The sequence below is a fragment of the Nonomuraea sp. NPDC049129 genome, assembly GCF_040648495.1.
Classification (GTDB): Bacteria; Actinomycetota; Actinomycetes; order Streptosporangiales; family Streptosporangiaceae; genus Nonomuraea.
Genome location: NZ_JBEZDU010000036.1, coordinates 49,655 through 74,492, shown reverse-complemented (window position 1 = coordinate 74,492; position 24,838 = coordinate 49,655). Strand labels below are relative to the sequence as shown.

Below are 24,838 nucleotides of genomic sequence, written 5' to 3'. Positions count from 1 at the left end.
TGTCCATTTATGCGGCTTGACGCTGCAGTTCGGGGAAACGGCTGGTCCACAGGGCGCGAACCTGTGGAGGCAGGACCAACTCGGGCCAGAGGGCCCGCAGGAGCGAGGCGTTCAGGAAGCGCCGCAGGTCATCCGGCGTGGCACTTTCCCGGATCACCCGCATATACATCAGCTGGGCATCGGCGGTCTGCTCCAGGTCGCAGCTACGCCTTGGTCCCCAGCCGAGGTGATGGGGAAGCACGATGACACCCCTGACGGGCCCGGTGAGCTCTTCCAACGTGTCGGGCATGACGTAAGGGCGGACTTCTCCGTATCCCTTCGCATCCATGCCTCCAGTGTGACCGATCCGGGCTGAGCGCGCAGTTGATCTTGCTAACGGGTGTGCTAACAACAGCTACGGAGAGTCATGGATTTCCATGGACGATGGGGCCGGTTTGTGGGGGGTGAGCTGGTCAGCCGAAGGTTAGGGCTCCAAGGGAGATCTCAATCTGGCTCTGCCTCAGGCGGTGTGTTTATCTTCGATGTGAATGACGATCAAATCGTGCCCGTCTTGATCGCGCTTGCTACGGCCGAAGAGGCCGACCGTGAGATCATCGTGGTTCTCCAACTCGCTGGGATCGACGTACGTGAGAACGTCGGGATGATGGCCGGTTACGGCCCAACCGGGTGCGTCGTCCAGGTCAACGATGTCGAAGTCTCCGGCCGGGGTGCCCGCGTGAACGGGACCGTACTCCCGTAAGAGCGAGGTCGCCTGCTGGCCGAGATCGTCGGTCGGCTCCATCAAGATGACGCAGGTTCCGTTGGCGAAGAGCACCCAGGACTTGGCGGGGTCCAGTAGACGACGCCAGGTCTCGATCATGGCCGTTTTGTTCATGCGGAGCAGCGTAACGGGGGACTAGGGGGGTCACTAGTGGACGGGGTGTTCGGCGGACTGATGCCTGACCGCGTGTTGTGCAAGAGGGCTGATTGCCAGGCCAGCGTGGACGCGAGCGCGATGGCGTCCTCCTGCCGGACGATCCGCATGACGCCTTCCGTCGCCATCTCCAAAGTGAGCGTCCTGCGGAGCTCGGCTGTCCACCACATCCGCCCGGACGCATCGCTCTCATAGTCGATGTCCCAGCCCGGATAGGTGTTGCGGAGCACCGAGAGCTGACGGCCGCGGAGGTCCAGCAGGAGAGCGGCATCGGCAACGACCTCGCGGACGTTCGGGTCAGTGGCCATGAGCGCGTGCGCGCCGGTGTCGGTCATCGCGTCGCGGTTGTTCGTGTCCCAGTGCACGGTTCCATCACACTCGCCTGTGGTACGACTGCGGGAGAGGACACCGGTGGCGCACCCTGCCATCCGCCTGTGTCCGCTCGTCCCCCGGAGGTGCGTGTGATGAGCAAGGTTCCGGCCTGGGCCGGTCGGCTACGCATCGAGCGGACCAGGCGAGGATGGTCTCAACGGGATCTTGCCCGGCAACTGTCCAGGGTCGCAGACAGGGTCCTGCCTGAGCCGGAGAGCATAATTCGCAGAATCCGGGACCACGAGTGCGGGAAGCACCGGCCGGACGATGAGTACGCCGAGCTGTACTGCCGCGTGTACGGGTTGAGCGAACACGCTCTCTTCCACGACGAGGACGAAGCGACGTACCTCGGCGACGAGATCGACGCGATCGAGCTCGCCCGTCGAGCGGGGGCCAGCGACGTCGGCCGGGAGACCCTGGAACGGCTGGAACTCGCCGTGGATGACCTGTCGTCGGCTTACCCTCGCACGCCTCCGGGCCAGCTGCTTGTACGAGTGAAGCGGCACCTGGAGTACGTCGTGCGGCTCTTCGACGGCAAGAAGACCATCGCCGAGCATCGACGCCTGCTCGTGGCCGGCGGTTGGCTGTCATTGCTTGCGGCAACCTGCCACATCGACCTGCGGCAATACCCCGCTGCGGCGGCACGCCTGCGGACCGCCGGACAGCTGGCCGGCCACGCCGAGCACTCCGAGATCAAGGCGTGGTGCCTGGAAACAGAGGCGTGGCAGGCTCTCACCGAGGGCGAGTACCAGCACGCGATGATCCTCTCCCAGGGAGCGCAAGACGTCGCTCCGCGCAGGAGTTCGGCCTACGTCCAGGCGACCGGGCAGGAAGGCCGGGCGTGGGCGCGGATGGGGAAGGGAACCGAGACCAGGGCCGCGCTGAACCGGATTCACCAGATGGTCTCTCCGATGCCTATCCCGGACCAGCCAGAGCATCACTTCCGATATGACCCCGCCAAGAGCGAGGCATACACCGCGACGACGCTATCGTGGCTGGGCGATCCTGCGGCCGTGGGCTACGCACGGCAGGTACTCGCTCGGTTGGAGTCCACGGAGGACGGTGGGCCGCGCCCGCGCAGAGCCGCCTCCGCTCGGCTCGATCTGGCTTTGGCCCTGCTCGCCACGGACGAACCGGGAGAGGCTGGTCACATCACCCTCCAGGCGGTCATGAGCGGCCTACTCGTACCCTCGAACTACTGGCGGGCCCAGGAGGTCATCGCGGGCATCGAGGGGCACGGCCTGGCCGAAGTCGTCGAACTACGCGAGGCGTACCGCGAGCTGTACGGTCGATCGTCGAAGTCGCAGCAACCACAGCTCGGCGTGTGAAGACGGACGTCGCGACCCATCAGTTCGACACTCCCGTTGGACAGCACGACTTGCTCGGGCCGGAGTCCCTAGTGCGGGAACGCCTTTGGCGGACGGGGTGTCACCTCGTCGCGGAACGTCTCGATGACGGAGACGACCTGGCGCATGAGTTCGGTGTCCCGGAGCCGGTCCAGATAGAGCGAGCGCCGGGCCAGCGCGTCGAGGTCCACGGCGAAGTAGATGGCCATGAGCGGGTTGACGAACAGCTCGCTGCCCTTCGTCCGGTCGGTGAAGCGCACGTCCCCGAACTCGCCGCGTACGGCCGCCGCGATCGAGCCGTTCACGATGCTCGGGTACGTCGGCAGCTCGGCCTGGGCGTGCGCGACGGCGTCGAGATAGAGCGCACCCGCCTTCGTGGACCTGGAGACCGACGACGTGCCCAGGTAGGCGCCGTCGCGTTCCAGGGCCGCCAGGTTCTCCAGGACCTGTACGTGGTTGACGCCGTGGTAGGCGTCCACCCCGAAGCCCAGGCAGGCCACGATCTTCTCGGGGACGTCGAGAGCCTGGACGGCGGCCAGGCTCGTCATGTCCTCGGCCGGGGTGCCGAGGCCGGCTTCGTCGCCGCGCATGAGGATGTCGGTGCCGCCGTCCACCAGGACGACCGCGTCCAGGTCGAGGTGCTCGGCGAGCTTGGCGTACGCGGCGCGCAGCGGGCGGACGCCCACCTTGGGGAAGGCGTACACGGTCGACGGCTGGCCGTGCGTGGCCAGCCAGCGGGCCAGGCAGCCCTCGGGGAAGTACCAGTCGCGGGCCGTGGTGTCCGGGCGTATCTCCGCCACGTCCTCGAACAGCCAGACGTCCAGGTCGAGGGCGTCGAGGTGGCTGAACGACAGGTTCGCCAGGTGCACCTGCTTGCCGGCCTCCCGAAGAGACAGGGCAAGGGGCAACCCGGCGTACACGTCGAAGCCTCCGCCCGCGCCGGCGACGAGGATCCGGCTGGAACGCTCAAGCCGGGCGGACAGCGGCGTGCCGAACATGCGTCACATCTTTCCGTAAACCTGGTCGAAGCGCTCGACACGACCGCGTCAAGCGCGCCCAGGTCCTTCAGGCGAGGCGCGCGCCCATGTTCCAGGGAGTCCCGTACTTGCCGGTGAGCTCGCGGATCTCCGCGTCGGCGAGGAAGCGGGGTTCGCGGTCGCCCCCCGGAGCGGCGTACCCGATCAGTGGCGTCTGTCCGACCCGCATGACGAAGTACGGCGTGAGCGGCGGGATCGCGCTGCGTGGCGACCACGGCGGCAGGCAGGCGACGGCGGCGGCGGGCCGTGGGTGCAGATGGACGACCGCCTTGGCGGCCGGAACTCAAGCGGCGCGGGGTCGTATGCCACGGCGTCGACTGTACTGTCGCCCGAGAAGACTCACGACCTACGACAACCGCTCTACTGATCGATAACGGCTTGGCAACCCTTGCGACAGATCACGAACTCGTCAGCTGCTGTCGGCGACCAATAGGCATGACGGGGCCGATCATGGAACCGGATCAGCGGCAGCCGAAGGGCGGGACAGCGCTCCTGCTTCTCGGTCTCCTATGGCTCATCGGCACACCCACCTTGGGTGTTCTGGCGTTCTCGTTCGCCTTTACCGTGGCCGACGGCGCCTCGGTGAACGAAACCCTCTTCCTGGTGTGCGGGATAGCCATGTTGATCCTCGGGCTGGGCGCGCCACCGGTTGGTTTCATCGCCAGTTTGGCGCTGAACAACAAGGCGGGCGCATGGACCTACGGCGTGATCGTGGCGGCATTCGTCGCCCTCGCGATCGCGTTCGTCACCAGAGATCGAGGCGGCCCGGTCCACGTGGAGGAGCCGGCCGTGTGCACGGCACCACCAGACGAAGCGGTAGGAGTGCCCGGCTGTTAGAGCGGCGATGCGGGGTTTCCCGGTGATCGTTCTGACCGCGCGCGTTTTCATAACTCTGCCGAAACCTTGACGCAACATAGGCTCCCGATCCATAGTGAGCCAGTCACCCCATAAGCGCGTCTCTGGAGGTCTTATAGCACGCAGAAATGTTAGCGCTAACAATGTAACCTCCTTTCCGCCCCTGTCGCGATGTCGCAGGCCGGCAGGTATGTCGCTGTGCGCACGACCGTACGGCGGCGTCCTTTGCGTCTTTCGTTAATGACCTGTGCCTGGAATATAGCGACGCCCCCCTGAAAGGCAGAGGTTCATCATGATTGTTCGGTCCCAATTACGGCAGCTTAAAAAGGTACTGCTGTCCGCCGGTGCGGCCGTCGCGCTCGCCGCCGGCCTCCTGGCCGGGGTCACCACGCCGTCCCAGGCCGCTACGTCGCTGTCGTGTGACATCTACGCCGCCGCCGGCACCCCGTGCGTCGCGGCGCACAGTACGACCCGCGCCCTGTACGGCACCTACAACGGCTCGCTCTACCAGGTGCGCCGCACCTCGGACAACACCACCAGGAACATCGGCCTCCTGAGCGCGGGCGGATACGCCAACGCCGCCACCCAGGATTCGTTCTGCGCGGGTACGACCTGCCTCATCACCATCATTTACGACCAGTCCGGTCGCGGTAACAACCTCACCCAGGCGCCCCCCGGCGGGTTCCCCGGCCCGGCTCCGGGTGGGTATGACAACCTCGCGAACGCGACCGCCGCGCCGACGATGATCAACGGTCACAAGGCGTACGGCGTCTACGTGGCTCCCGGCACCGGCTACCGCAACAACAACACCAACGGCGTCGCGAAGGGAGATCAGCCCGAGGGAATGTACGCGGTCTTCGACGGCACGCACTACAACGGCGGCTGCTGCTTCGACTACGGCAACGCCGAGACCAACAGCCGTGACAACGGCAACGGCACCATGGAGGCCATCTACTTCGGGAACATCAAGGTCTGGGGCTACGGCACGGGCAACGGCCCCTGGGTCATGGCCGACCTCGAGAACGGCCTGTTCTCCGGAGTGAACCCGGGTTACAACGCGAACGACCCGACCGTGAACCACCGGTTCCTGACCGCCATCATCAAGGGCGAGCCGAACCACTGGTCGATCCGGGCCGGCAACGCGCAGTCGGGCAACCTGTCGACGTACTACAACGGAGCGCGCCCCAACGTCGCGGGCTACAACCCGATGAAGAAGGAAGGGGCGATCATCCTCGGGATCGGCGGCGACAACAGCAACGGCTCCGCCGGCACCTTCTACGAGGGCGTGATGACCTCCGGCTACCCGTCGGACGCCACCGAGAACTCGGTGCAGGCCGGCATCGTCGCCGCCGGATACGCGCCGTCGAGCGGCGGCAACCCCGGCGGAACGCTCACCCCCGGCTCGTCGATCTCGCTGCGCGCGACGACGGCCTGCTGCACCGACCGCTACATCCGGCACCAGAACGACCAGGTCATCACGTCGGTGATCACCTCGGGCAGCTCGTCTCTCGACAAGAGCGACGCCTCGTGGATCGTACGCAGCGGCCTGGCCAGCGGTTCGTGCGTGTCGTTCGAGTCGAGGAACTACCCCGGCGACTTCCTGCGGCACCAGAACTACCAGCTGTACCGGCAGCACAACGACGGCAGCTCACTGTTCGCCGCCGACGCCACCTTCTGCCCGCAGGCCGGCAAGAGCGGCCAGGGCTCCTCGCTCGCCTCCTACAACTTCCCGACCCGGTTCATCCGCCACTACAACAACATCGTCTACATCGCCAGCAACGGCGGCTCTAACGCCTTCGACAGCGCCACCTCATGGGCCAACGACGTGAGCTGGATCGTCGAACAATCCTGGGCGTAGATGACATCGCCCACCTGAGTGGAGCCGTCCCCGGTCCTTGGGGGCGGCTCTCGCCGTTCTCCCCAGACCGTCGGGTGAAGGAGTGGCTCCATTTCAGCTAATTTCCGAAATTTTCGGCTACGGGGTGAATGTCATCCCAGGTTGCACGGCTGCATAGGCGGCCGATCTCCGAAATATTTCGGATGTGCGTTGACACGTTTCAGGCGGGTTCTCAGACTGATCGCCAACGCCCCACCTGGAAGGGAGAGCCCAATGACCCTCCGTACGAGGGCCGTCGCGCTGGCGGTAGCCGTGACACTCTCGCTCACCGGAGCGCTAACCGTAGCCCCCACCAGGGCAACGGCGGCAACCGGAGTCGAGGACGAGGGCGCCGACTGCGTGGTGACCGGCCTGCCCGACGCGGGATCCCTGCCGAGCAACTCCCGGCTCCCCGACCCTTTCAAGAAGCTGGACGGTACGCGCATCTCCGCCAAGTCCGACTGGCGGTGCCGACGGGAAGAGACCAAAAAGCTGGCGGAGAAATTCGTCTACAACGTCGCCCACAACGGCACCCTCGCCCCCGGAGCCGGCATCACCAGCGTCGGCTTCCAGGCGACCCGCCCGAACGGCAACACCGCACTACCGTCCGGATACACCTGCGCCTGACAGCTGAGGGCCTACCTACGAGACAGCCGCGCTGCCAGGATCCGAGCGCGGGCGAGCTGGACATTGCGCGCCTGGCCGGCCGCGAACCCGGCCAGGAGCCATGGCGCCGTCAGGTCGAGCCGATCGCTCATCCGGGTACCGGTGCCGTCCGGCTCAAGGTCGAAGCGGTAGGCCATGCGTATGCGTCCCGGGCTCCGCACCTCGCCGTGGACGGACAGGCCGTCGGTGTGCAGGGCCACGTCGATCGCGTTGTCGTACGTGAAGATCCGTAAAAATCGGAAACGCTCGACGGCCCTGTACCGGATCACGTCGGGCTCCGAGCGGTCCACATCGCTGACGGCCACCACGAGGGGGGACAGGCCGATGTAGCTCTCCGGCGTCGTCAGGTGCTCGAACACCTTCTCCGGTGTGGCGTCCACGTGGAATTCGTGGGTCAGCACGCTGCTCGACACCTGGCCTCCCGTACCTGCGAGTTATGTCGAAGAATTGTGGTCAGATTTCTTACCGCCGGGAAGCGCGGAATGATCACGAACAGCGGCCTGGGATGATCAGCCTGATCACTGTCACCCTCGGCATCCCAGGAGCACCCTTGTCCAAGCGTCGTGGCTTAACCCTGTCCGCGGCCCTCGCCGCGCTGTTCGTGTGCGTCGCCATCCCTGGAGCAGCGGCGGACCAGCAGACAGAGGATCCGACATATCCGGGACCGGTCTACAAGACGGTTACGGACAAGAGCGGGCTGCTGTCCCTGCAGACCAATGGGCGGCCGGACGGAAAGGACATGGTCTTCCGGATCTCAGGGGCCGTCTACGCCAACATCGAGGGCAACGCCTACGACCCGCAGCTGCGCCATGGCCAGAAACTGTTCAACATCGAGGGCTACAACATCCGGCGGCTGTACCGGGTGCCCGGCACCACGCAGCTCTACCAGCTCTCCCGCGAGATCGTCTTCTACACCGACCCCACCGACCCCACGAAGATCCTGCGGGAGTGGAAGAACCCGATCGACCAGCGCACCTACCCGGTCGTCCCGATCAACAACGACACGGTGAACTTCGGCCCGTTCAACGTCACCTCCTCCTACGTCGGCCCGCCCCTGCGGCAGATGCACGACGAGACCGAGTGGACCAGCGACATCCCGGTACGTACCGACTTCGGGGCCACGCTGGGCGAGCAGTTCGGCCTGGTGAACGGCGTCTACGCGGCCCAGGAGATGTTCGACTTCTACGTCGACGATCGCGAGGTCGCGGCCCGTACGGTCGCGGGCAGCATCCCCAAGGGCGCGATGGACACCAAGATCAGCTGGGCCAGGACGAGCCCGTGGGCGCCGTTCATGTGCCTGCCGGAGACCGGCGTTCGCGGGCAGCTGACCTACCACGCCCGCAGCTGGTCGCTGGATTCCTACCTGGACGTCGAGCCGTGGCTGCGGGCGGAGGTCGACACCGCCTACCCGCTCTTCAAAGCCGCTCCCACCGCGCCCGGCCCGAGCGAGAACTCCTGGAGCTCCTTCTACAACAAGCAGTTGGGTAAGGGCGCCACCACGTGGTCCGGCTGGTGCGCCGCCAACGGCAAGGGCTGACCTTCCGGGAGCCACCTTGCACTCTGGCAACACCCCGGCAACAGGGTGTCTGCCCCTTCGGTTCGATGCTCCAACAGCCTCGCGGGACGGAATAGGCTCATGCTGCAGTCGGGCCGGGGCAAGGTTAGGGGAACGGGTGAGCAAGTCCTTCGTACATCTGCACGTCCACACTGAGTACAGCATGCTTGACGGGGCGGCGAAGATGAAGCCGCTGTTCAAGGAGGCCGCCCGCCTCGAGATGCCGGCGATCGCGATGTCCGATCACGGCAACATGTTCGGCGCGTACGAGTTCCAGAAGGTGGCCAAGGACAGCCCCGTCAAGCCCATCATCGGCATCGAGGCCTACGTGGCGCCGGAGAACCGGTTCGTGAAGAAGCCGGTCTTCTGGGGGTCGCGAGCCGAGACCGGTGTGGCGGACGGCGAAGGCGGCAAGGACGTCTCCGGCGGTGGCCGGTTCACCCACATGACCATGTGGGCCAAGGACGCGAACGGACTGCGCAATCTGTTCAAGTTGTCGTCCTTGGCCTCGTTCGAGGGCTACTACTCCAAGCCCCGGATGGACCAGGACCTGATCTCCCAATACGCCAACGGCATCATCGCCACCACCGGCTGCCCGTCCGGTGCGGTGCAGACCCGGATCCGGCTCGGCCAGTACGACGAGGCGGTCAGGGTCGCCGGCGAATACCAGGAGATCTTCGGCAAGGAGAACTACTTCCTGGAGCTGATGGACCACGGCATCGACATCGAGCGGGAGGTCCGGGCCGACCTGCTGCGGCTGGCCAAGCAGCTCGACATCCCGCTGCTGGTCACCAACGACAGCCACTATGTGACCGAGGACCAGGCCGACGCGCACGACAGCCTCCTGTGCGTCGGCGTGGGCAAGAACAAGGACGACCCCAACCGGTTCCGCTTCAATGGGTCGGGCTACTACCTCAAGAGCGCCGACGAGATGCGCCGGCTGTTCGCCGATCTGCCAGAAGCGTGTGACAACACGCTGCTCGTGGCCGAGATGGTGGGCGACTACAGCGACGTGTTCGCCTACGTGGACCGGATGCCCCAATACCCGGACGTCCCCGAGGGCGAGACGCAGGAGTCCTGGCTGCGCAAGGAGGTCGAACGCGGCCTGGAGATGCGTTACGGCACCCCGGTCCCCGCCGAGGTCATGGAGCGCTACGAGACCGAGATGAAGGTCATCGGCCCGCTCGGTTTCTCCTCCTACTTCCTGGTCGTCGCCGACATCTGCCGGCATGCCCGCGACAACGGCATCGCGGTGGGGCCCGGCCGTGGTAGCGCCACCGGCTCGATCGTCGCCTACGCGACGCGCATCACCGAACTCGACCCGTTGGAGCACGGCCTGCTGTTCGAGCGGTTCCTGAACCCCGAGCGCATCAGCCCGCCCGACATCGACCTCGACTTCGACGACCGCCAGCGCGACCGCATGGTCCAGTACGTGACCCAGAAGTACGGCAGCGAGGCCACCGCGCAGGTCAACACGTTCGGCACGATCAAGGCGAAGGCCGCCGTCAAGGACGCCTCCCGCATCCTCGGCTACCCATTCGTGATGGGTGACAAGATCACCAAGGCGATGCCGCCGGACGTCATGGGCAAGGGCGTCCCGCTGGCGGACATGTTCAACGAGAGTCACCCCCGTTACATCGAAGGCGCCGAGATCCGCGCCCTGTACGAGAACGACCAGGATGTGCGCAAGGTGATCGACACCGGCCGCGGCATCGAGGGTCTGATCCGCGGCACGGGCGTGCACGCGGCGGCGGTCATCCTGTCCTCGGCGCCCCTGCTGGACCTGATCCCCATGCACATGCGGGACAAGGACAAGGTGATCATCACCGGGTTCGACTACCCGAGCTGTGAAGACATGGGCCTGATCAAGATGGACTTCTTGGGCCTGCGCAACCTGGGCATCATCGACCACGCCATCAAGATCATCAAGCAGAACCGGGGCGTGGAACTCGACACGCTGACGCTTCCCCTCGATGACAAGACCACGTACGAGCTGCTGGCCCGCGGCGACACCCTGGGCGTCTTCCAGCTCGACGGCGGCCCGATGCGGCAGCTGCTGCGACTGATGGAGCCCACCCGGTTCGAGGACATCGCCGCAGTGCTCGCCCTCTACCGGCCGGGCCCGATGGCCGCCAACGCGCACACCAACTACGCGCACCGCAAGAACGCCCGCCAGGACATCGAGCCCATCCACCCCGAGCTCAAGGAAGCGCTCGAACCCATCCTCGGCCCCACCTTCCACCTGCTCGTCTACCAGGAGCAGATCATGGCCGTGGCCCGGGAACTGGCCGGCTACACGCTGGGCGGCGCCGACCTGCTGCGCCGCGCCATGGGTAAGAAGAAGAAGGAGATCCTGGACGCCGAGTACGCCAACTTCCAGGCGGGCATGCGCGCCAACAACTACAGCGACGAGGCGATCCAGGCGCTCTGGGACGTCATGCTGCCGTTCTCCGGATACGCCTTCAACAAGTCCCACACCGCCGGATACGGTCTGGTCGCTTACTGGACCGCCTACCTGAAGGCCAACTACCCCGCCGAGTACATGGCCGCCCTGCTCACCTCCGTGGGTGACGACAAGGACAAGGCGGGCGTCTACCTCGCCGAATGCCGCAAGATGGGCATCCAGGTCCTGCCGCCGGACGTGAACGACAGCCAGCTCGACTTCGTCGCCGTTGGTGACACCCAGGTGCGCTTCGGCATGGGTGCCGTCCGTAACGTCGGGGAGAACGTGGTGGAGGGCATCGTCAAGGCCCGCGCCGAGAAGGGCCGCTACGAGCACTTCAACGACTTCCTCAGCAAGGTGCCGTTGACGGCCTGCAACAAGCGAGTCATCGAATCGCTGATCAAGGCGGGCGCCTTCGACTCGCTCGGCCACCAGCGTAAGGCCCTGCTCATGGTGCACGAGCAGGCGGTCGATTCGGTCATCGACATCAAGAAGAACGAGGCCCACGGCCAGGACTCCCTGTTCGGCGGTCCGAGCGACGATGAGGGCGAGGCGGCGTTCTCCGTACAGATTCCCGACATGGAGTGGGACAAGAAGACACTGCTGGACTTCGAGCGGGAGATGCTCGGCCTGTACGTGTCGGACCACCCGTTGGCGGGCACGGAGCGGCTGCTGGCCCGCAACCGCGACACCACCATCGCCGAACTCCTCGAAAGCGGCCGTGACGACCGCGGCGACGTACGGGTGTGCGGCCTCATCACCAAGGTCGACAAGCGGGTCAACAAGGCCGGCAACGTGTGGGCGATCGTCACGGTCGAGGACATGGACGCGGCCATCGAGTGCCTGTTCTTCCCCAAGAGCTACGAGCTGTACGCCCCGGAGCTACGCGGCGACGTCGTGGTGTCGGTCGGCGGCCAGATCAACAACCGGGACGGCGCCATCAGCGTCTTCGCGCAAGATCTCACCCCGCTCGACGTGTCCGGCATCACCAGCGATTCCGGGCATCCCGTCACCATCCAGGTCCGCGAGGAACGCCTCACGCAGCAAACCGTGGAAGAGCTCCGTAACGTGCTGAAGCTGCACCAGGGCAGCGTGCCACTGCGGATCAACGTGCAGCGGCTGAGCGGGAAGACCCTGGTGTGCGCTCTGCCGGAGTTCTCGGTCAACGCCGAACCCAGCTTCGCCGCGGACGTGAAACAGCTGTTCGGACCGGAAGCCATCATGCTGTGACCCAACGGCGGATCGAGGTCGTCTCGACCGCGGGGCCGCCCACGTGCCCGCGCTGCGAAGGCGAAGCGCTGCTGTCGGCGCGGGTACCGTACGGCTGGGCCAACGCAGGCGGAGGGTGGGTGCACGGCCGTACCGGGGTCGTGCTCTGCCCTGCCTGCGATGAGGATGCGCCGCACGCGGCGCCGCTGATCACGTGGTTCCACGTCCACGGCAAGGCCGACCATGGGGACGCGGAGCTCGCGCGGCTGCTGGCGGCGTGGGCCCAGAACGTGTCGGTGTCCCCTTTGGACGAGCAGGCGCTGGAGGCCGAGATAAGCCGGTGGCGGCGCGGCGACCTGTAGCGTCATTCGGACGCGCGCCGCATGATCTCCTCACGGCCGTGGACTTCCATGAGCGTCCCGTGAGCACGTACGGGCGTCCTGTTCCGTTGCGCCTTCATGTACCCAGACAGCCGTCCCCCGCCAACCGTCCGGCTGACGGGCCTTTCCGGGTCCCGCCGTCTGCCTGCCCCGAACTGCTCGGCGGCTCGCCCGCTGCTGGCTGCCTGCCCGGGGGCGCCTCGCGTCTGGGCGGGCGCCCTGTGGTTCCCTTGGACCTACTTGCACATATATCGTTATTGCAAGATATATGCATTAATGGCCGTATGAGGAGACCGACATGGGGGACTACACCCTTCCGGACATGCCCTACGACTACGCGGCGCTGGAGCCCGCGATCACCGGGGAGATCCTGGAGTTGCACCACGCCAAGCACCACGCCGCCTACGTCAAGGGCGCCAACGACACACTGGAGAAGCTGGCCGAGGCCCGGGACAAGGGCGAGTACGGCGGCCTGGTCGGCTTGGAGAAGACCTTCGCCTTCAATCTGTCCGGCCACGTGCTGCACACGATCTTCTGGCAGAACCTGTCCCCGGACGGCGGCGACCGCCCCGACGGTGAGCTGGGCGCGGCCATCGACGAGCACTTCGGCTCCTTCGACGCCTTCGCCAAGCAGCTCACCACGGCCACCGCGACCGTGCAGGGCTCGGGCTGGGGCGTGCTGGCCTGGGAGCCGCTGGGGCGTCGGCTGGTGGTCGAACAGGTCTACGACCACCACGGTAACGTCGGCATGAACACCACTCCGCTGCTGGTCTTCGACGCCTGGGAGCACGCGTACTACCTGCAGTACCGCAACGTGCGCCCGGACTATGTCGAGAAGCTCTGGGACCTGATCAACTGGACCGACGTCATCTCGCGCTTCGAGGCCGTCCGCGGCGCCTGACCCATGACCGCGGCGCCTGCCCGCCAGCTTGGTCCAGCGAGCCGGGCGGGCGCCGCCTGCACCGGGATCGCCGTGGTCTCGGGCGGTGACGGCAGGCCCAAAATGAAAGAATCACCTCATGGCAGAAGGTATCTCGACATTTCAGGCCACCACGGATGACGGAGACGTGGTGGGGGAGATCCACGCGGAGTCCTGGAAGGTGGCCTACGACGGCTTCTTCGACCCGGAGTACTTCGCCGAAGCCGTACGGAGCCGGCGCGAGAAGTGGCACGACACGCTCGCGGACGGGCAAGGCACCATCCTGCTCGCCGCCCTGGATGGACGGCCGCTGACCTTCTCCTACTTCGGTCCCTCGCCGACGCGCCCAGGAGACGCGGAGATCTTCGGCTTCTACAGCCACCCGGACGGGTGGGGCACCGGCAGCGCGGGCGCCCTGATCGCCGCCTCCTTGACCAGGCTGCGCGAGGAGGGCTTCAGCGGGGTACATCTGTGGACGCTGCGCGACACACCCCAGTCACGCCGCTTCTACGCCAAGAGCGGCTTCACCGAGTCGGGTGCGGCTCGCAAGCATGATTTCGGTGACGGCAATCCGATCGAGCAGGTCGAGTACGAGCTGAGCTTCCGTTGATCCCCTAGGCGGTCTCCGAAGGGCGGCGGCGGACGCTCGCCGGCGTCCCGCAAGGACGCCGGCGCGCGTCCGCCGCCGGCGTCTTTGCGGGTCGCCGGCGGTCTGGAGCAGGGCCCGATCACGCCTCTCTGCGGGCGATGTCGCGCAGCGCGGTGGCGAGCCGGTCCACATCGTCGGCGGAGGTGAACAGGGCCGGGGTGACGCGTACGGCGGCGCCGCCGGTGATCCCGGTGCGGGCGACGGTGAAGATCCGGTGCCGGGTCATGAGCTCGTCGGCGACGGCCTGGTTGTCGGCTTCAGAGGTACGGCGGCGCAGTCGCATGGCGGTGATGGCGCCGTACATGTCGGGCTCGTCCGGCGTGAGTATCTGCACGGTGGGGAGGTCGCGCAGCTGGTGGACCCAGCGATCACGCAGGAAGCGCAGCCGGGCCTGCTTGACCTCGGCGCCGAGGGTGTCGTGGAAGTCCAGGGCGGTGTCGGCGGTCAGGAAGGGGGCGACGTTCATGGTGCCGGAGTGCACGCGGGAGCGGATGTCGGTGGCCGGATAGGTCTCGTCGGCGTAGAGGGGGTCGATGTCGGCCAGGCGCTGGGCACGGATGTAGAGGAATCCGGCCCCCAGCGGTACGTTCATCCACTTGTGCAGGGAGAAGGCGGCGAAGTCGGCGTCGAAGTCGGGCAGGGTGAAGTCGAGCTGCCCCCAGGAGTGGGCGGCGTCGACGATGACGTCGACGCCGTACTGGCGGGCCATGGCGACGATCTGGCGCACCGGCGTGACCAGGCCGGTGCGGTTGTTCATGTGGCTGAGCAGCAGCAGTCTCACCTTCGGGTGCTCACGTAGCGCGCGCTCGTAGACCTCCAGCACCGCCTGACGGGTGGGAGGCTCGGGGATGACGATCCGCGCGAGGTGGACGCCGCGCCGGGCTTGGAGCCAGTTCATCGCGTACTGGGCGCTGTGGTAGTCCAGGTCGGCGTACATGATGCCGTCGCCCGGGCGCAGGCGGCGGTAGCCGGAGATCAGGCTCTGCAGCGCCTCGGTGCCGCCTCGGGTCAGTGCGATCTCGTCCCTGGTGACGCCGAGCAGGGTGGCGATGCGGTCGCGGATCTGGTCGGCTCGCGGCTTGTACGCGGTGCGCAGCAGGTGGGAGCTGCGCTCGTTGAGCTGGTCGATGTTGCGGTGGTACGCCAGCCGGACCGGCTCGGGCATGATGCCGTAGTAGCCGTTCTCCAGGTTGACGAAGTCGGCGCTCACCTGGAACTGGCGGGCGACGGTGGCCCAGAAACCCTCGTCCTGGGCCAGCTGCTCGGGGGTCAGACCGCCGCCGGGTACGGTCAGCGCCTCCGCCGGGGCTGGGGCTGGGCACGTCACCGCCGGGGCTGAAGGCGTGACGGCCGGGACTGGGGGAGTCGCGGCTGGGGCGGGGCGGGTCGTGGCCGGGACCGAGGGCGTCACAGCTGGGCGGGTCGCGGCGCCGGCGGCCAGCGCGCCGAGCCCGGCGAGGATCCGGCGTCGGGACAGGGTCATGAGGGACTCCACCTGATATCCGCGCGATTCACGCGAGGCGCGAATGTCCACCGTAAATCGCGGTACGGGAGAAATGGCCGTACGGTAGGACGCTCTTTCCCCCATGTCGGTGAGCGGGCCATCGACGCGCCCGCGAAACCGGATGACGGCACGAGCTTTACCGGAAGCATTGCTATTGCGGGGCGCGTCCGGCTGCCTTTCGGGCACTATCACCGGTGATGCTTGCGACACGAACGCTCCGTTCGCGCCGACCGGCCGCCCGTGGCACCGGCCGGCTGCTGACGCACGCGGTGTTCGCGATCGCCTTGGTCCTCAGCGTGGTGTTCGCCCATGGCGGCGCGTGCGCGGCCGTGGAACTGTCGGAACCGGTCGCTCACAGCGCTCAGCCGGCCGGCGGAGGGGTTTCTGCGTTCGCTCACGGCGCTCAGCCGGCGGCCCGAGGGGTCTCTCCGGTCAGGCACGGCGTCCGCTGCCTGCATCGTGACCTGCCCGTAGGCCATGTACACGGAACCGAGCAGGACCGCTCAGCCACCAATCCCACCGGCGCGCCGACCTTGCCGGCCGGGCCGGCGGTCGTGCTGCCCTGCCCGGCGGCACCGCGGACCGCCGTGGCCGCTTCGTCGCCGGCCGATATCGGCCGGGGGGTCAGGCCCGATCAGGAAAGCGTGATGCGCGTATAGGCCAGGACTGCGTCTGCTTTCGTCGTCCACTGCCCGCCCAAGTTCGCGGTCATATCGCCGTGCCGTGAATTTCGCGTATTCTTCGGGGATTTTATCAATGTCATCACCAGCAATGTTCGCGCGCCCGCAAGAGGCCGCCTATTCCACTCTGTCGCTCACCGTCGGCAATACGCCGCTGGCGTTCATTTCCGAGCCGTTCGTACCGGGGGGAGGGGGATTCTGGGCCAAGCTCGAAGGCTTCAACCCGGGCGGCATCAAGGACCGGCCCGCCCTGCACATGGTGCGCCAGGCACGAGCCCGGGGGGAGCTCGCACCGGGTGCGACGATCATCGAATCGACCAGCGGCACCCTGGGGCTCGGCCTGGCTCTGGCCGGCATCGTGTTCGGCCACCCGGTCGTGCTGGTGGGCGACCTCGGCATGGAGCCGTTGATGTGCCGGCTCCTGACCTCCTACGGCGTCCGCCTTGAGATCGTCACCGAGCCGCACCCGGTCGGCGGCTGGCAGCAGGCCCGCCGGGAGCGCGTGCAGCGCCTGCTCGCCGACCTTCCCGGCTCCTACTGTCCCGACCAGTACAACAACCCCGACAACGTCGACGCCTACGCCGGTCTCGCCCACGAACTGCTGGCCCAGCTGCCGCACATCGACGTGCTGGTGTGCTCGGTCGGCACCGGCGGGCACAGCGCGGGCATCTCCAAGGTGCTGCGCCGCCACTTCCCGCAGCTGAGACTGATCGGCGTCGACACGGTCGGCTCCACCATCTTCGGCCAGCCCGCCCGGCCCCGGCTGATGCGCGGCCTGGGCTCCAGCATCCACCCGCGCAACGTCGCCTACGACGCCTTCAGCGAGGTGCACTGGGTCAGCGCCGCCGAAGCGGTCTGGGCGTGCCGCGCCCTGGCCGCCCGGCATTACATCTCGGGTGGCTGGAGCACCGGCGCGGTCACCCTGGTGGCCCGCTGGCTGGCGCGTACCACCTCCGGTCAGACCATCGTCGCGATCTTCCCCGACGGGCCCTGGCGATACTGGAACACCATCTTCGACGACGAGTACTGCCAGCGGCACGGCCTGCTCGACACGACCCCGGCGGAGGAACCGGACCTCCTGCCGGCGCCGAGCGAGCGGGAGGTACACCGCTGGACGCGTTGCGCCCACGTGATGGACCCACTGACGGGAACGCGATGAGCGGCGCGCTGCGGCAGTTCCGCTCCTTCGACCGGCCGATTCAACTTCTGCAGATCAACCAGCTGGGCATCAACCTCGGCTTCTACATGCTCATGCCCTACCTCGCCCAGCACCTGTCGGCCGCCGCGGGCCTGGCGGCCTGGACCATCGGGCTGGTCCTGGGCCTGCGGAACTTCAGCCAGCAAGGCATGTTCCTGATCGGCGGCACCCTGGCCGACCGGCTCGGCTACAAGCCGATGATCATGGCCGGGTGCGCGCTGCGTACGATCGGGTTCGCCCTGTTCGGGCTGACCACCTCACTGCCCTGGCTCCTCGCGGCAGCCGCCGTGACCGGCTTCGCCGGGGCGCTGTTCAACCCGGCGGCCCGCGCCTACCTGGCCGTCGAGGCCGGCGAGCGCAAGGTGGCGGCCTTCGCCGTGTTCAACGTGTTCTACCAGGCGGGCATCCTGCTCGGCCCGCTGGCCGGCATCGCGCTGATGAGCGTCGGCTTCCCGGCCGTGTGCCTGTCCGCGGCGGCGATCTTCGCGGTGCTGACCGTCCTGCAAGGCGCGTGCCTTCCGGCCCGGCGCCCTCGGGCGGCAGAGCACCAGCCGGTGCTGCGCGAGTGGCGCGCGGCGTTCGGGAACCGGGCGTTCGTCTCCTTCGCCGCGGCGATGATCGCCTCGTACGCGCTGTCGTACCAGATGTATCTGGCCCTGCCGCTGCAGGTGCAGCGCTTCGGCGGCGGCCAGGCAGGGGTGATGGCCCTGTACGCCCTCTCCGCGCTGCTCGGCATCGCCGGGCAGGTGCACCTGACCACCTGGTGCGCGGCGCGCTGGAGTCGCGGCCAGGCGATCAGCCGCGGTCTGGCGCTCATGGGGCTCGCCTTCCTGCCACCGGCCGTGGCGGCGCACCTGCCTCTGGCGCCGGTGTGGGCGATGCTGCCCGTGCTCGCCTGCACTCTTCTGCTCACCGTCGGCACGCTGATGGCCTTTCCCTTCGAGATGGCCACCATTGCCGACATGGCGGGAGATCGGTTGATCGGCACCTACTACGGGATCTACAACCTGGCGTCCGGCGTGGGCATCCTGGCCGGCAACCTGGTCGCCGGCGCCCTGCTCGACGCGGCCCGTACGACGCGGCTGGCCGCTCTGCCCTGGCTGTTGCTGGCCGTCGCCGGCCTCGCCTCCGCGGCCGCCGTCAGACGGCTGGACCGGCGCGACCGGCTCACCCCTGTCGGCCGGGTGGCCACCGCCACCTGACCAGCGGCGCCATCTCGGAGGCCGGGTGGCGACCGCCACCTGACCAGCGGCGCCATCTCAGAGGAGGGAGGCCAGGGCGCGGGCGGCGATGCCGATGCCGACGAGCAGGACGAGTACGGCGGTGATCGTCGCCGTGTACGGACGCAGCCTGTACAGCCGCTTCGTCAGGGTGAGGTCGGCCAGGCGGCGGACGGCGACGGCCGCGGCGAGCAGGGTCAGGGCCATGCCCAGTCCATAACAGACGACCGTGACGATCCCGAACGCCGTACGCCCGAGCGCCATCGCCCCCAGCAGCACCACCAGGGCCGACGGACTCGGCACCAGCCCGCCCGCGACCCCCAACCCGACCACACCCCGCCCCGACGGAGCGAAGTGCCCGTGCCCGTGTCCGTGCCCGTGCTGGCTTGCGGGTCGTACGGCCGAGCGGAGCAGGGCGGTGCCGATCGCCGCGATGAGCAGCCCGCTGATCACCCCGAGCCAGCCCAGCACCGTCTCCCCGGCGATCGAGGCCGAGACTGACAGCAGCACGCCCAGCACGATCACCCCGGCCGTGTGCGTCAGCGTCACCGTCGCGGCCACGGCGAGCGCGTCACGCACGCGGCCGTCACACCCGGCCAGGTACGCGGCCATGACGGTCTTGCCGTGGCCGGGCAGTGCGGCATGGACGGCGCCCAGGACCAGCGACACGAGCAGGGCCAGCAGCCCGAGCGGGACCGTCAGCCGGTCGGCCCCGACCAGGCTGTTGAGGCGGTCGGCCAGCAACCCGGTGTAGCGAGTGAGCACGTCCGCACCGGGCACGCGGGCCGGTGCTCCAAGACCGCCGCTGCCCGGCTCCACCGTGAAGCGGGCCTGGCGGACGTCGAGCGGGGAGCTGAGCAGGTCCACCGGGTACGCGTGCAGCTCACCGGACACGCTGCGGGTGGGCACACTGGACGCGCTGAGCCGGACACCGGAGCCGGACGCCGTGATCTCCCGCCAGCCCACGGCCTCGCCACGGTAGGGGTTGGCGAAGGTCAGAGTGAGCGGCCGGTCGACGCGTAGCGGGGCGGACAGGCGGCAGGTGAGCCTGCTGGTGGGCAGCCCGGCGGCCCCGGGGCGATAGGCGAAGGACGCGCTGGTGACCCGCCAGGCCAGCGGCCGATCACCGGCCTGTCCGCGCACCGCGCCGGCCAGCTCCCCACAGGCGCGCGCCGCATAGGCGTCGGGCGGCCCGGAGGCGCCCTGGCGCTGCTGCAGGGTGGGAATCTCGGCGCTGTCGATGATCGCCGTGTCCTCGATCCGGTCGAGGAACACGCTCAGGCCGTCGTAGTGGTTGACGCTCAGATTCCCCATCGGGTGCGCGGCCAGGATCACAGCAGCGGCGACAACGCCGATCACGCCGTGCCGCCCCGCGCCGGACGGGCCTTCGCCGGGCCACGGGGTGGCGCGTCGTCCAATTCCACGTCGCCCAGCGCCGCGCGGGCCTTTGCCGGCCCGTCCGGCGAGAAGTACGGGTTGATGGTCAGTGCCCTGGTCAGCTCGTCGTGAGCGGAAGAGGTCCGGCCGAGGGCGCGGGAGATCTCCCCTCGGTGGTAGGCGAACAGTGCGTTCCGCCCGCCGAGCCGGTCGGCGTAAGCGGCGTACCGGGCGGCCTCAGCATGGCGCCCGGCCCGGTGCAGGGCCCAGCCGAGCGCGTCGGCCACGTCCACGCTGTGCCGCCGCCCCCACTCCGCCCGCAGCTCCCGCACGGCGACAGCCGGTGAGCCGTGGTCCGCCTCGTACCGCCCTACGGCGAGGGAGTCCGTTACGCCGTTCGCCGCCTGCAGCTTGACCTGCGCGCGAAACACCGCGTACATCCGCCGAGCTCCGACCTGGTCCCCGAGGTGCTGGAGCAGTTCGCCGTACTCCACGACGAAGGAGGGACTGCGCGTGACTGCGTCGGCGTAGTCGCGGCGCGCGTCGGCGAGGCGCCCGAGCGCGGCCTCGGCGCGGGCCTTGCCGGCCAGGGAGGGGGTGTGCGAGGGGTCGGCGGCCAGCGCCTCGGTGTAGGCGGACAGGGCGGCGCGCGGGTCGCCGTCGCTCCAGGCGAGCTCCCCGAGCTGCCACACGCAGAAGGCGTAGTCGGCCGGGTCGGAGGCGATGTCGCGGGCCCGTTCCAGGGCCTCGCGCGCACGGGCGCTCTGCCCGCGCAGGTGGAACAGGTGCGCGGCGCGGGTGAAGGAGACCAGGTCCGGACGGCCGTCGAGCAGGTGGCGGAGCACCCGGTCGGCCTTGACGTACTGGCCGAGCTCCACGTACGCGTCGGTGAGCACGGCGTACAGCGGCCATCGGTACGGCGCGGCAGTGCGCGCCCGCGTGCCCCAGCGCAGCGCGAGGGCGAAGTCGTGGCGGGCGTTGGCCAGGGCGCCCATCCCGATCACGGCGTCGATGTCGGGCAGGGAGCGCTGGAACGCCCCCTGTGCCCTGCCGTAGAAGGCCGGGTCGCCGGTGCGGCGGGCCTGCTCCAGGTACGCACCGCCGAGGTCGGCCCAGGTCCGCATGTCGCCGGGGTGGCGGCGCAGGTGGTCCTGGGCCTGATCGATGAACGCGGCCGGTTCATACGCAGTACGCCGCGGAGGGGTGGGCGGCGTTTCGTCCCGGCGCAGCCAGGCGCCGGGGGCGAACCAGGCCAGGAGGGCGCAGCCCAGGAGCACGCAGCCCAGCAGCGGTAGCGCTTTCCGTACGCGTCTCATCAGTCCTCGGTCGGTCAGGGCGATCTGTCGGTCTAATGCACTCGGCCGGTCTAGTGCACCGGCAGGGCGACGTACGGGAAGCTGCCGGTGATGGGTGCGGTGAGGAAGACCGGGTTGTTCTCGTCGATCAGATTGGGCGCGCCCGGTGCCGCCGGTTCGCCGAGGAGCATCCGGAGGTTGACGGTGACCACGTCGTCGGTGAGGCGGCGGCCGTTGGGATAGCCCTGCTTGTCGCCTTTGAGGTAGCCGTACTTGTGCGGTTTGGCAGTGACGGGGGTGCTCATGTTGAGCCGCAACTGCTCCGTGGGCGTGAAGCCGGAGGCGTCCCGGTTGAGCAGCTGCGAGTTGAGGTCTTCCTTCAGCGGGCCGCCCCGCTTGGTGGTCAGGCCGGTGAGGTAGATCTCCTCCAGGTCCGCGCGCGGCGGGGCGGGCGCCTTGACCCCGGCCTGCCGCTCGACGGTTCTGGCCTGCTCCGGGTCCCGGGTGGACTCGACGATCAGGCCGCTGCCGGCGTCGTCCTGCGGGCGCATGCCGTTGAAGCGGTCACGCGAGGCGAACGGGATGAGCACCTCGTTGAAGTTGGGGTTGCCCAGCCGTGACACCTGCTTGTATTCGCCGTTCAAGGACTTGCGGGCGGCCGTGGTCCAGACGCCGACGACCGGGTTGGCCGTGGGGTCGCCGCCCAAGGCCAGTTCGGACTTGGGGACCTGGATGGCGAGCGAGTCGACGTTCATCGGCACGCCGGTGGCCAGCGGCGGGAACGGTATGCCGAACCTGAGCAGGTTCACCGCCTTGTTGTCGCTGAAGAAGGGGTCGGCGGCCTGCCCGGTGAAGACCTTTCCGCCGCCGGGCAGGTCGATCACGGCCTTCTGGCGCAGTCTCTGGTAGCCGGGCGTGATCAGGACGCCCATGTCGGACGGGCCCACGTAACCATCCCTGATGAGGGTCTGGTCGGGCTGGCCCGGCCGCAGCTTGGTCAGCGTGAAGCTCTGCTCCACCAGGGATTCGGGTCCGGCCTTCTGGCGTTCGCGCCGCAGCAACGAGGGCACCGGGAGCCCTTTGTTGCGGAAGGTCCAGCGGTAGGTGATGGCCGCCTTGCCGCTGCCGGTGTTGTCGATGTGCAGGTCGTATTGGACGTTGGTGTCGAACTGGTAGGGCTTGTACGGGATCTGGAAGGGGATGTAGTTCGCGACGATGGTCACCGTGTCGGGCTTGTCCGGGCTGGTGAAGGCGTACAGGTCGCTGGCGTCTATGACCTTGTCCTTGAACGTCCCCGGGGCGTCCCAATGGCTGGTCGCCGTGACGGCGTCCATCGCCGGGCCGAGCAGCACGGCGCCGGTCAGTACGGCGGTGGAGGCGGCGGCGGCCATGAGCCACGGCCGTCTGCCGATGAGGTTCAGCATCATGTCCCTCGCTTCGCGGATGGTCTCGTACGCGGTTCTGGCCGGTCCGCGGCGACGAAGGGGGTTCTCCGTCGCCGCGGGTGCCGGACTGTTACGTCACACGTACTGGACGACCGCGTCGAGGTTGGCGAGGTACTCGCCCGCGTTCAGGGTGATGCCGGTGATGTCCTTGACCGTGGTGCTGAGGTATGGGCTGACGTAGAACGGCCAGTACTTCGGCCCGACGCCGCCCTCCAGCGGGCGGGGCGTGGCCACGGTCGGCAGGAACTCGTGCAGCTTGTACGTCGCCACGAGCTGCTCGCCCTGCTCGACCCCGTCGATCGTCACCTCGGCGTGAGTGCCGTCAGCGCGCAGGCGGATGTCGTGGATCGTCACCTTGTGGCCGCTCTTGACGTCGTTGAGGGTGAAGCCGCCCGGGTAGTAGACGCCGTTGCAGGGGTCGATGTGGTCCTGCTGCCAGCCGATCGGCATGTAGACGCCCTTGTTGCCGGGCTTGGCCTCGATCGGGTCGACTCCTTCCACCTTGACGCCCCGGTCATTGAGCAGTTGGACGACCTTCGGCCCGAAATCGAAGTTGGCGTGCCCCTTCGGACCGAAGTACGGCAGCTTGAAGCAGACGGCGCTGAGCTTGTCCACGGGCGGGGCGCCGAGGACGGCGGGTCGCGGGAGAGGATTGGCGGCCGCGGAGAGGGCCGGTGCCGCCAGGAAGATCGCGGCGACGAGTGCGGCGGTTCGAGCGACGAGAGGGAGAGCGCGCATGCTGTGCACCTTTCATCGTGCGGAGGGCTGTCTGGCTCGTGACCAGGCCGGATGCACACACAGTAAGCGATCTACTACGCACGGTAAAGGGCTGGTAAAAGAATCTTTCCCTCGGGACATTTGCCGCCATATGCGCTCATGATCCGCTAACGCGGAATGGCGCGAACCACTGGCTGATCACCCGCACCTTTCCGGACGACGGAGGAATGACGGCGACATAAATGGCCCCGCTCTCCATGGTGACCTTGGATTTGTAGAACGCGCCGCGGCTCAGCGCCTTCCAACCGGGCTGTGACAGCCCCAATTGCGCGGCGCCGGCACGGGCGGTGAAGGTGTCCAGTTCGCGCATGCCGTACCAGACCACGGCACCGCCGGCCGATGTCTTGAGGGCGAAGATCTCCGGTGCGAGTTGCGGCTGGTATTTGAGATTCCACTGGCCCTGCGCCTTTTTCCGGTCACTCCGCTGGCTCGCCACGAGTTTGGTGGTGTAATCCCCGGCCGCGAACAGCTGCTTGGCGTCCGCGTCCGCGCCGAGTGTGCTCATCAGGCGCGCGTGCGTCGTGGCCGCCTGCCGGGGTGAGACGGCGAGGCCGCCGCGCTCGTCCACGTTCAGCGCGGTGGCGTAGCCGTTGCCGTCCTTGGCGATGGCGGGTGGCTGTGTCGCGGAGGCGGAGACCACGCGCCACCCTTCGGTGGTCTGCTGGAAGATCAGTTGCGTCCAGTTCGACCCGGTTTTGTACTCGGCCAGGAACCAGTCGCCACTCGCCGGGATCGCGAACCGGGTCTTGGTGGCCCCGGCGCGGCCTCTCCTGCGCTCGCCGAGCAGCGTGTCCATCCGGGCGTCGGCGTTGGTCAGTTGCAGCGAGAGCCCGGCTTCCGCGGCCTCCCAGCCCTTGCCCTTCGAACTCGCCTGCTCGGCCACCCGCTCGTACCCGTCGAAAATGCGTTTGGCCTCGGAAGGGGAGACCGACGCGCCGGCCGGCAGCGGATTCGCGGTCGCGCCGCCCGCGAACGCCGGTGCCGCCGGTTCGCCGCCGCCATTACACGCGGCGACACCGAAAAGCGCGAGGACAATGGCCGAATAGCGGATCCTCATGGCAAGTCTCCGGAAAGTCGATTGCCACGAAGTACGCAGTGACCCCCGATCCAGGTTCACCGCTA

22 protein-coding genes and 1 pseudogene are annotated in these 24,838 nt (G+C 68.0%); 11 read left to right on the top strand and 12 right to left on the bottom strand.

What is annotated here, in order from left to right:
• Nucleotides 1-7: 7 nt before the first annotated feature.
• The 3 genes from AB0B64_RS54765 to AB0B64_RS54755 all read right to left on the bottom strand — a co-directional run bounded on the left by AB0B64_RS54765 (nt 8) and on the right by AB0B64_RS54755 (nt 1,278).
• Nucleotides 8-328 (bottom strand): hypothetical protein, encoded by a 321-nt coding sequence (locus AB0B64_RS54765; RefSeq protein ID WP_357959658.1) that lies wholly within the window; start codon nt 326-328, stop codon nt 8-10.
• Between the two features lie 171 nt (nt 329-499).
• The gene (locus AB0B64_RS54760) at nt 500-859 is read right to left on the bottom strand and encodes a hypothetical protein (RefSeq protein ID WP_357959661.1); all 360 of its coding nucleotides are present in this window, start codon (nt 857-859) and stop codon (nt 500-502) included.
• An 11-nt stretch (nt 860-870) separates the two neighbouring features.
• Entirely contained in the window at nt 871-1,278 is a 408-nt protein-coding gene (locus AB0B64_RS54755) for a hypothetical protein (RefSeq protein ID WP_357959664.1), read from the bottom strand.
• Between the two features lie 99 nt (nt 1,279-1,377).
• Here AB0B64_RS54755 and AB0B64_RS54750 point away from each other — a divergent pair, with 99 nt between their 5' ends.
• Entirely contained in the window at nt 1,378-2,613 is a 1,236-nt protein-coding gene (locus AB0B64_RS54750) for a helix-turn-helix transcriptional regulator (protein WP_357959667.1), read from the top strand.
• 68 nt (nt 2,614-2,681) lie between these two features.
• Here the strand turns inward: AB0B64_RS54750 and AB0B64_RS54745 are convergent, their stop codons facing one another.
• Nucleotides 2,682-3,629 (bottom strand): DUF1152 domain-containing protein, encoded by a 948-nt coding sequence (locus tag AB0B64_RS54745; protein ID WP_358202296.1) that lies wholly within the window; start codon nt 3,627-3,629, stop codon nt 2,682-2,684.
• Nucleotides 3,630-3,696: 67 nt separating this feature from the next.
• Nucleotides 3,697-3,936, bottom strand: a pseudogene (locus AB0B64_RS54740) (hypothetical protein); the annotation flags it as partial.
• A gap of 182 nt (nt 3,937-4,118) precedes the next feature.
• Here AB0B64_RS54740 and AB0B64_RS54735 point away from each other — a divergent pair.
• The 3 genes from AB0B64_RS54735 to AB0B64_RS54725 all read left to right on the top strand — a co-directional run bounded on the left by AB0B64_RS54735 (nt 4,119) and on the right by AB0B64_RS54725 (nt 7,026).
• Entirely contained in the window at nt 4,119-4,505 is a 387-nt protein-coding gene (locus AB0B64_RS54735; RefSeq protein ID WP_358202288.1) for a hypothetical protein, read from the top strand.
• A gap of 310 nt (nt 4,506-4,815) precedes the next feature.
• Nucleotides 4,816-6,381 carry an alpha-L-arabinofuranosidase B gene (locus tag AB0B64_RS54730; protein ID WP_358202283.1) on the top strand — a complete coding sequence of 522 codons (1,566 nt, stop codon included), beginning with the start codon at nt 4,816-4,818 and terminating at the stop codon, nt 6,379-6,381.
• A gap of 252 nt (nt 6,382-6,633) precedes the next feature.
• The gene (locus tag AB0B64_RS54725; RefSeq protein WP_358202273.1) at nt 6,634-7,026 is read left to right on the top strand and encodes a hypothetical protein; all 393 of its coding nucleotides are present in this window, start codon (nt 6,634-6,636) and stop codon (nt 7,024-7,026) included.
• A gap of 11 nt (nt 7,027-7,037) precedes the next feature.
• On the opposite strand, the gene AB0B64_RS54720 is transcribed toward AB0B64_RS54725, so the two are convergent.
• Nucleotides 7,038-7,466 (bottom strand): SRPBCC family protein, encoded by a 429-nt coding sequence (locus AB0B64_RS54720; RefSeq protein ID WP_358202269.1) that lies wholly within the window; start codon nt 7,464-7,466, stop codon nt 7,038-7,040.
• Between the two features lie 149 nt (nt 7,467-7,615).
• Between AB0B64_RS54720 and AB0B64_RS54715 the strand changes: the two genes are divergently transcribed.
• The 5 genes from AB0B64_RS54715 to AB0B64_RS54695 all read left to right on the top strand — a co-directional run bounded on the left by AB0B64_RS54715 (nt 7,616) and on the right by AB0B64_RS54695 (nt 14,181).
• Nucleotides 7,616-8,602 carry a DUF1838 family protein gene (locus AB0B64_RS54715; RefSeq protein WP_357959702.1) on the top strand — a complete coding sequence of 329 codons (987 nt, stop codon included), beginning with the start codon at nt 7,616-7,618 and terminating at the stop codon, nt 8,600-8,602.
• Between the two features lie 136 nt (nt 8,603-8,738).
• Nucleotides 8,739-12,293: a DNA polymerase III subunit alpha gene (gene dnaE / locus AB0B64_RS54710; RefSeq protein ID WP_357959704.1), complete on the top strand. Its 3,555-nt coding sequence runs from the start codon at nt 8,739-8,741 to the stop codon at nt 12,291-12,293.
• Nucleotides 12,290-12,634, top strand: a complete 345-nt coding sequence (locus AB0B64_RS54705) for a DUF6300 family protein (RefSeq protein WP_357959707.1) — start codon at nt 12,290-12,292, stop codon at nt 12,632-12,634. The genes dnaE and AB0B64_RS54705 overlap by 4 nt, the downstream gene beginning before the upstream one ends.
• A gap of 316 nt (nt 12,635-12,950) precedes the next feature.
• Nucleotides 12,951-13,553 carry a superoxide dismutase gene (locus AB0B64_RS54700; RefSeq protein ID WP_357959710.1) on the top strand — a complete coding sequence of 201 codons (603 nt, stop codon included), beginning with the start codon at nt 12,951-12,953 and terminating at the stop codon, nt 13,551-13,553.
• A gap of 118 nt (nt 13,554-13,671) precedes the next feature.
• Entirely contained in the window at nt 13,672-14,181 is a 510-nt protein-coding gene (locus AB0B64_RS54695) for a GNAT family N-acetyltransferase (RefSeq protein ID WP_357959713.1), read from the top strand.
• A gap of 118 nt (nt 14,182-14,299) precedes the next feature.
• On the opposite strand, the gene AB0B64_RS54690 is transcribed toward AB0B64_RS54695, so the two are convergent.
• Complete coding sequence (locus AB0B64_RS54690) at nt 14,300-15,703, bottom strand: aminotransferase class V-fold PLP-dependent enzyme (protein ID WP_357959715.1); 1,404 nt, start codon at nt 15,701-15,703, stop codon at nt 14,300-14,302.
• Between the two features lie 777 nt (nt 15,704-16,480).
• Between AB0B64_RS54690 and AB0B64_RS54685 the strand changes: the two genes are divergently transcribed.
• Entirely contained in the window at nt 16,481-17,563 is a 1,083-nt protein-coding gene (locus tag AB0B64_RS54685; RefSeq protein WP_358202248.1) for a PLP-dependent cysteine synthase family protein, read from the top strand.
• Nucleotides 17,560-18,804: an MFS transporter gene (locus tag AB0B64_RS54680; protein WP_358202241.1), complete on the top strand. Its 1,245-nt coding sequence runs from the start codon at nt 17,560-17,562 to the stop codon at nt 18,802-18,804. The genes AB0B64_RS54685 and AB0B64_RS54680 overlap by 4 nt, the downstream gene beginning before the upstream one ends.
• Nucleotides 18,805-18,861: 57 nt before the next feature.
• Here AB0B64_RS54680 and AB0B64_RS54675 read toward each other — a convergent pair whose 3' ends face one another.
• The 5 genes from AB0B64_RS54675 to AB0B64_RS54655 form a co-directional block, all read right to left on the bottom strand.
• Nucleotides 18,862-20,181, bottom strand: coding sequence for a High-affinity nickel-transporter (locus AB0B64_RS54675; RefSeq protein ID WP_358202234.1), 1,320 nt, complete (start codon nt 20,179-20,181; stop codon nt 18,862-18,864).
• On the bottom strand, nt 20,178-21,515 hold the full coding sequence (locus AB0B64_RS54670; RefSeq protein WP_358202227.1) for a tetratricopeptide repeat protein: 1,338 nt from the start codon (nt 21,513-21,515) through the stop codon (nt 20,178-20,180). The genes AB0B64_RS54675 and AB0B64_RS54670 overlap by 4 nt, the downstream gene beginning before the upstream one ends.
• 50 nt (nt 21,516-21,565) lie before the next feature.
• Nucleotides 21,566-22,921, bottom strand: a complete 1,356-nt coding sequence (locus AB0B64_RS54665) for a DUF4331 domain-containing protein (protein WP_358202222.1) — start codon at nt 22,919-22,921, stop codon at nt 21,566-21,568.
• A 93-nt stretch (nt 22,922-23,014) separates the two neighbouring features.
• Complete coding sequence (locus AB0B64_RS54660) at nt 23,015-23,677, bottom strand: hypothetical protein (RefSeq protein ID WP_357959733.1); 663 nt, start codon at nt 23,675-23,677, stop codon at nt 23,015-23,017.
• A gap of 136 nt (nt 23,678-23,813) precedes the next feature.
• The gene (locus tag AB0B64_RS54655; protein ID WP_357959736.1) at nt 23,814-24,833 is read right to left on the bottom strand and encodes a hypothetical protein; all 1,020 of its coding nucleotides are present in this window, start codon (nt 24,831-24,833) and stop codon (nt 23,814-23,816) included.
• Nucleotides 24,834-24,838 lie beyond the last annotated feature (5 nt).

Excerpts from the sequence above, each read along its gene's own strand:
- AB0B64_RS54765 (WP_357959658.1), bottom strand. The coding sequence starts at position 328 with ATGGATGCGAAGGGATACGGAGAAGTCCGCCCTTACGTCATGCCCGAC.
- AB0B64_RS54760 (WP_357959661.1), bottom strand. The coding sequence starts at position 859 with ATGATCGAGACCTGGCGTCGTCTACTGGACCCCGCCAAGTCCTGGGTG.
- AB0B64_RS54750 (WP_357959667.1), top strand. The coding sequence starts at position 1,378 with ATGAGCAAGGTTCCGGCCTGGGCCGGTCGGCTACGCATCGAGCGGACC.
- AB0B64_RS54745 (WP_358202296.1), bottom strand. The coding sequence starts at position 3,629 with ATGTTCGGCACGCCGCTGTCCGCCCGGCTTGAGCGTTCCAGCCGGATC.
- AB0B64_RS54735 (WP_358202288.1), top strand. The coding sequence starts at position 4,119 with ATGGAACCGGATCAGCGGCAGCCGAAGGGCGGGACAGCGCTCCTGCTT.
- AB0B64_RS54730 (WP_358202283.1), top strand. The coding sequence starts at position 4,816 with ATGATTGTTCGGTCCCAATTACGGCAGCTTAAAAAGGTACTGCTGTCC.
- AB0B64_RS54725 (WP_358202273.1), top strand. The coding sequence starts at position 6,634 with ATGACCCTCCGTACGAGGGCCGTCGCGCTGGCGGTAGCCGTGACACTC.
- AB0B64_RS54700 (WP_357959710.1), top strand. The coding sequence starts at position 12,951 with ATGGGGGACTACACCCTTCCGGACATGCCCTACGACTACGCGGCGCTG.
- AB0B64_RS54695 (WP_357959713.1), top strand. The coding sequence starts at position 13,672 with ATGGCAGAAGGTATCTCGACATTTCAGGCCACCACGGATGACGGAGAC.
- AB0B64_RS54690 (WP_357959715.1), bottom strand. The coding sequence starts at position 15,703 with ATGACCCTGTCCCGACGCCGGATCCTCGCCGGGCTCGGCGCGCTGGCC.
- AB0B64_RS54685 (WP_358202248.1), top strand. The coding sequence starts at position 16,481 with ATGTCATCACCAGCAATGTTCGCGCGCCCGCAAGAGGCCGCCTATTCC.
- AB0B64_RS54680 (WP_358202241.1), top strand. The coding sequence starts at position 17,560 with ATGAGCGGCGCGCTGCGGCAGTTCCGCTCCTTCGACCGGCCGATTCAA.
- AB0B64_RS54670 (WP_358202227.1), bottom strand. The coding sequence starts at position 21,515 with ATGAGACGCGTACGGAAAGCGCTACCGCTGCTGGGCTGCGTGCTCCTG.
- AB0B64_RS54665 (WP_358202222.1), bottom strand. The coding sequence starts at position 22,921 with ATGATGCTGAACCTCATCGGCAGACGGCCGTGGCTCATGGCCGCCGCC.
- AB0B64_RS54660 (WP_357959733.1), bottom strand. The coding sequence starts at position 23,677 with ATGCGCGCTCTCCCTCTCGTCGCTCGAACCGCCGCACTCGTCGCCGCG.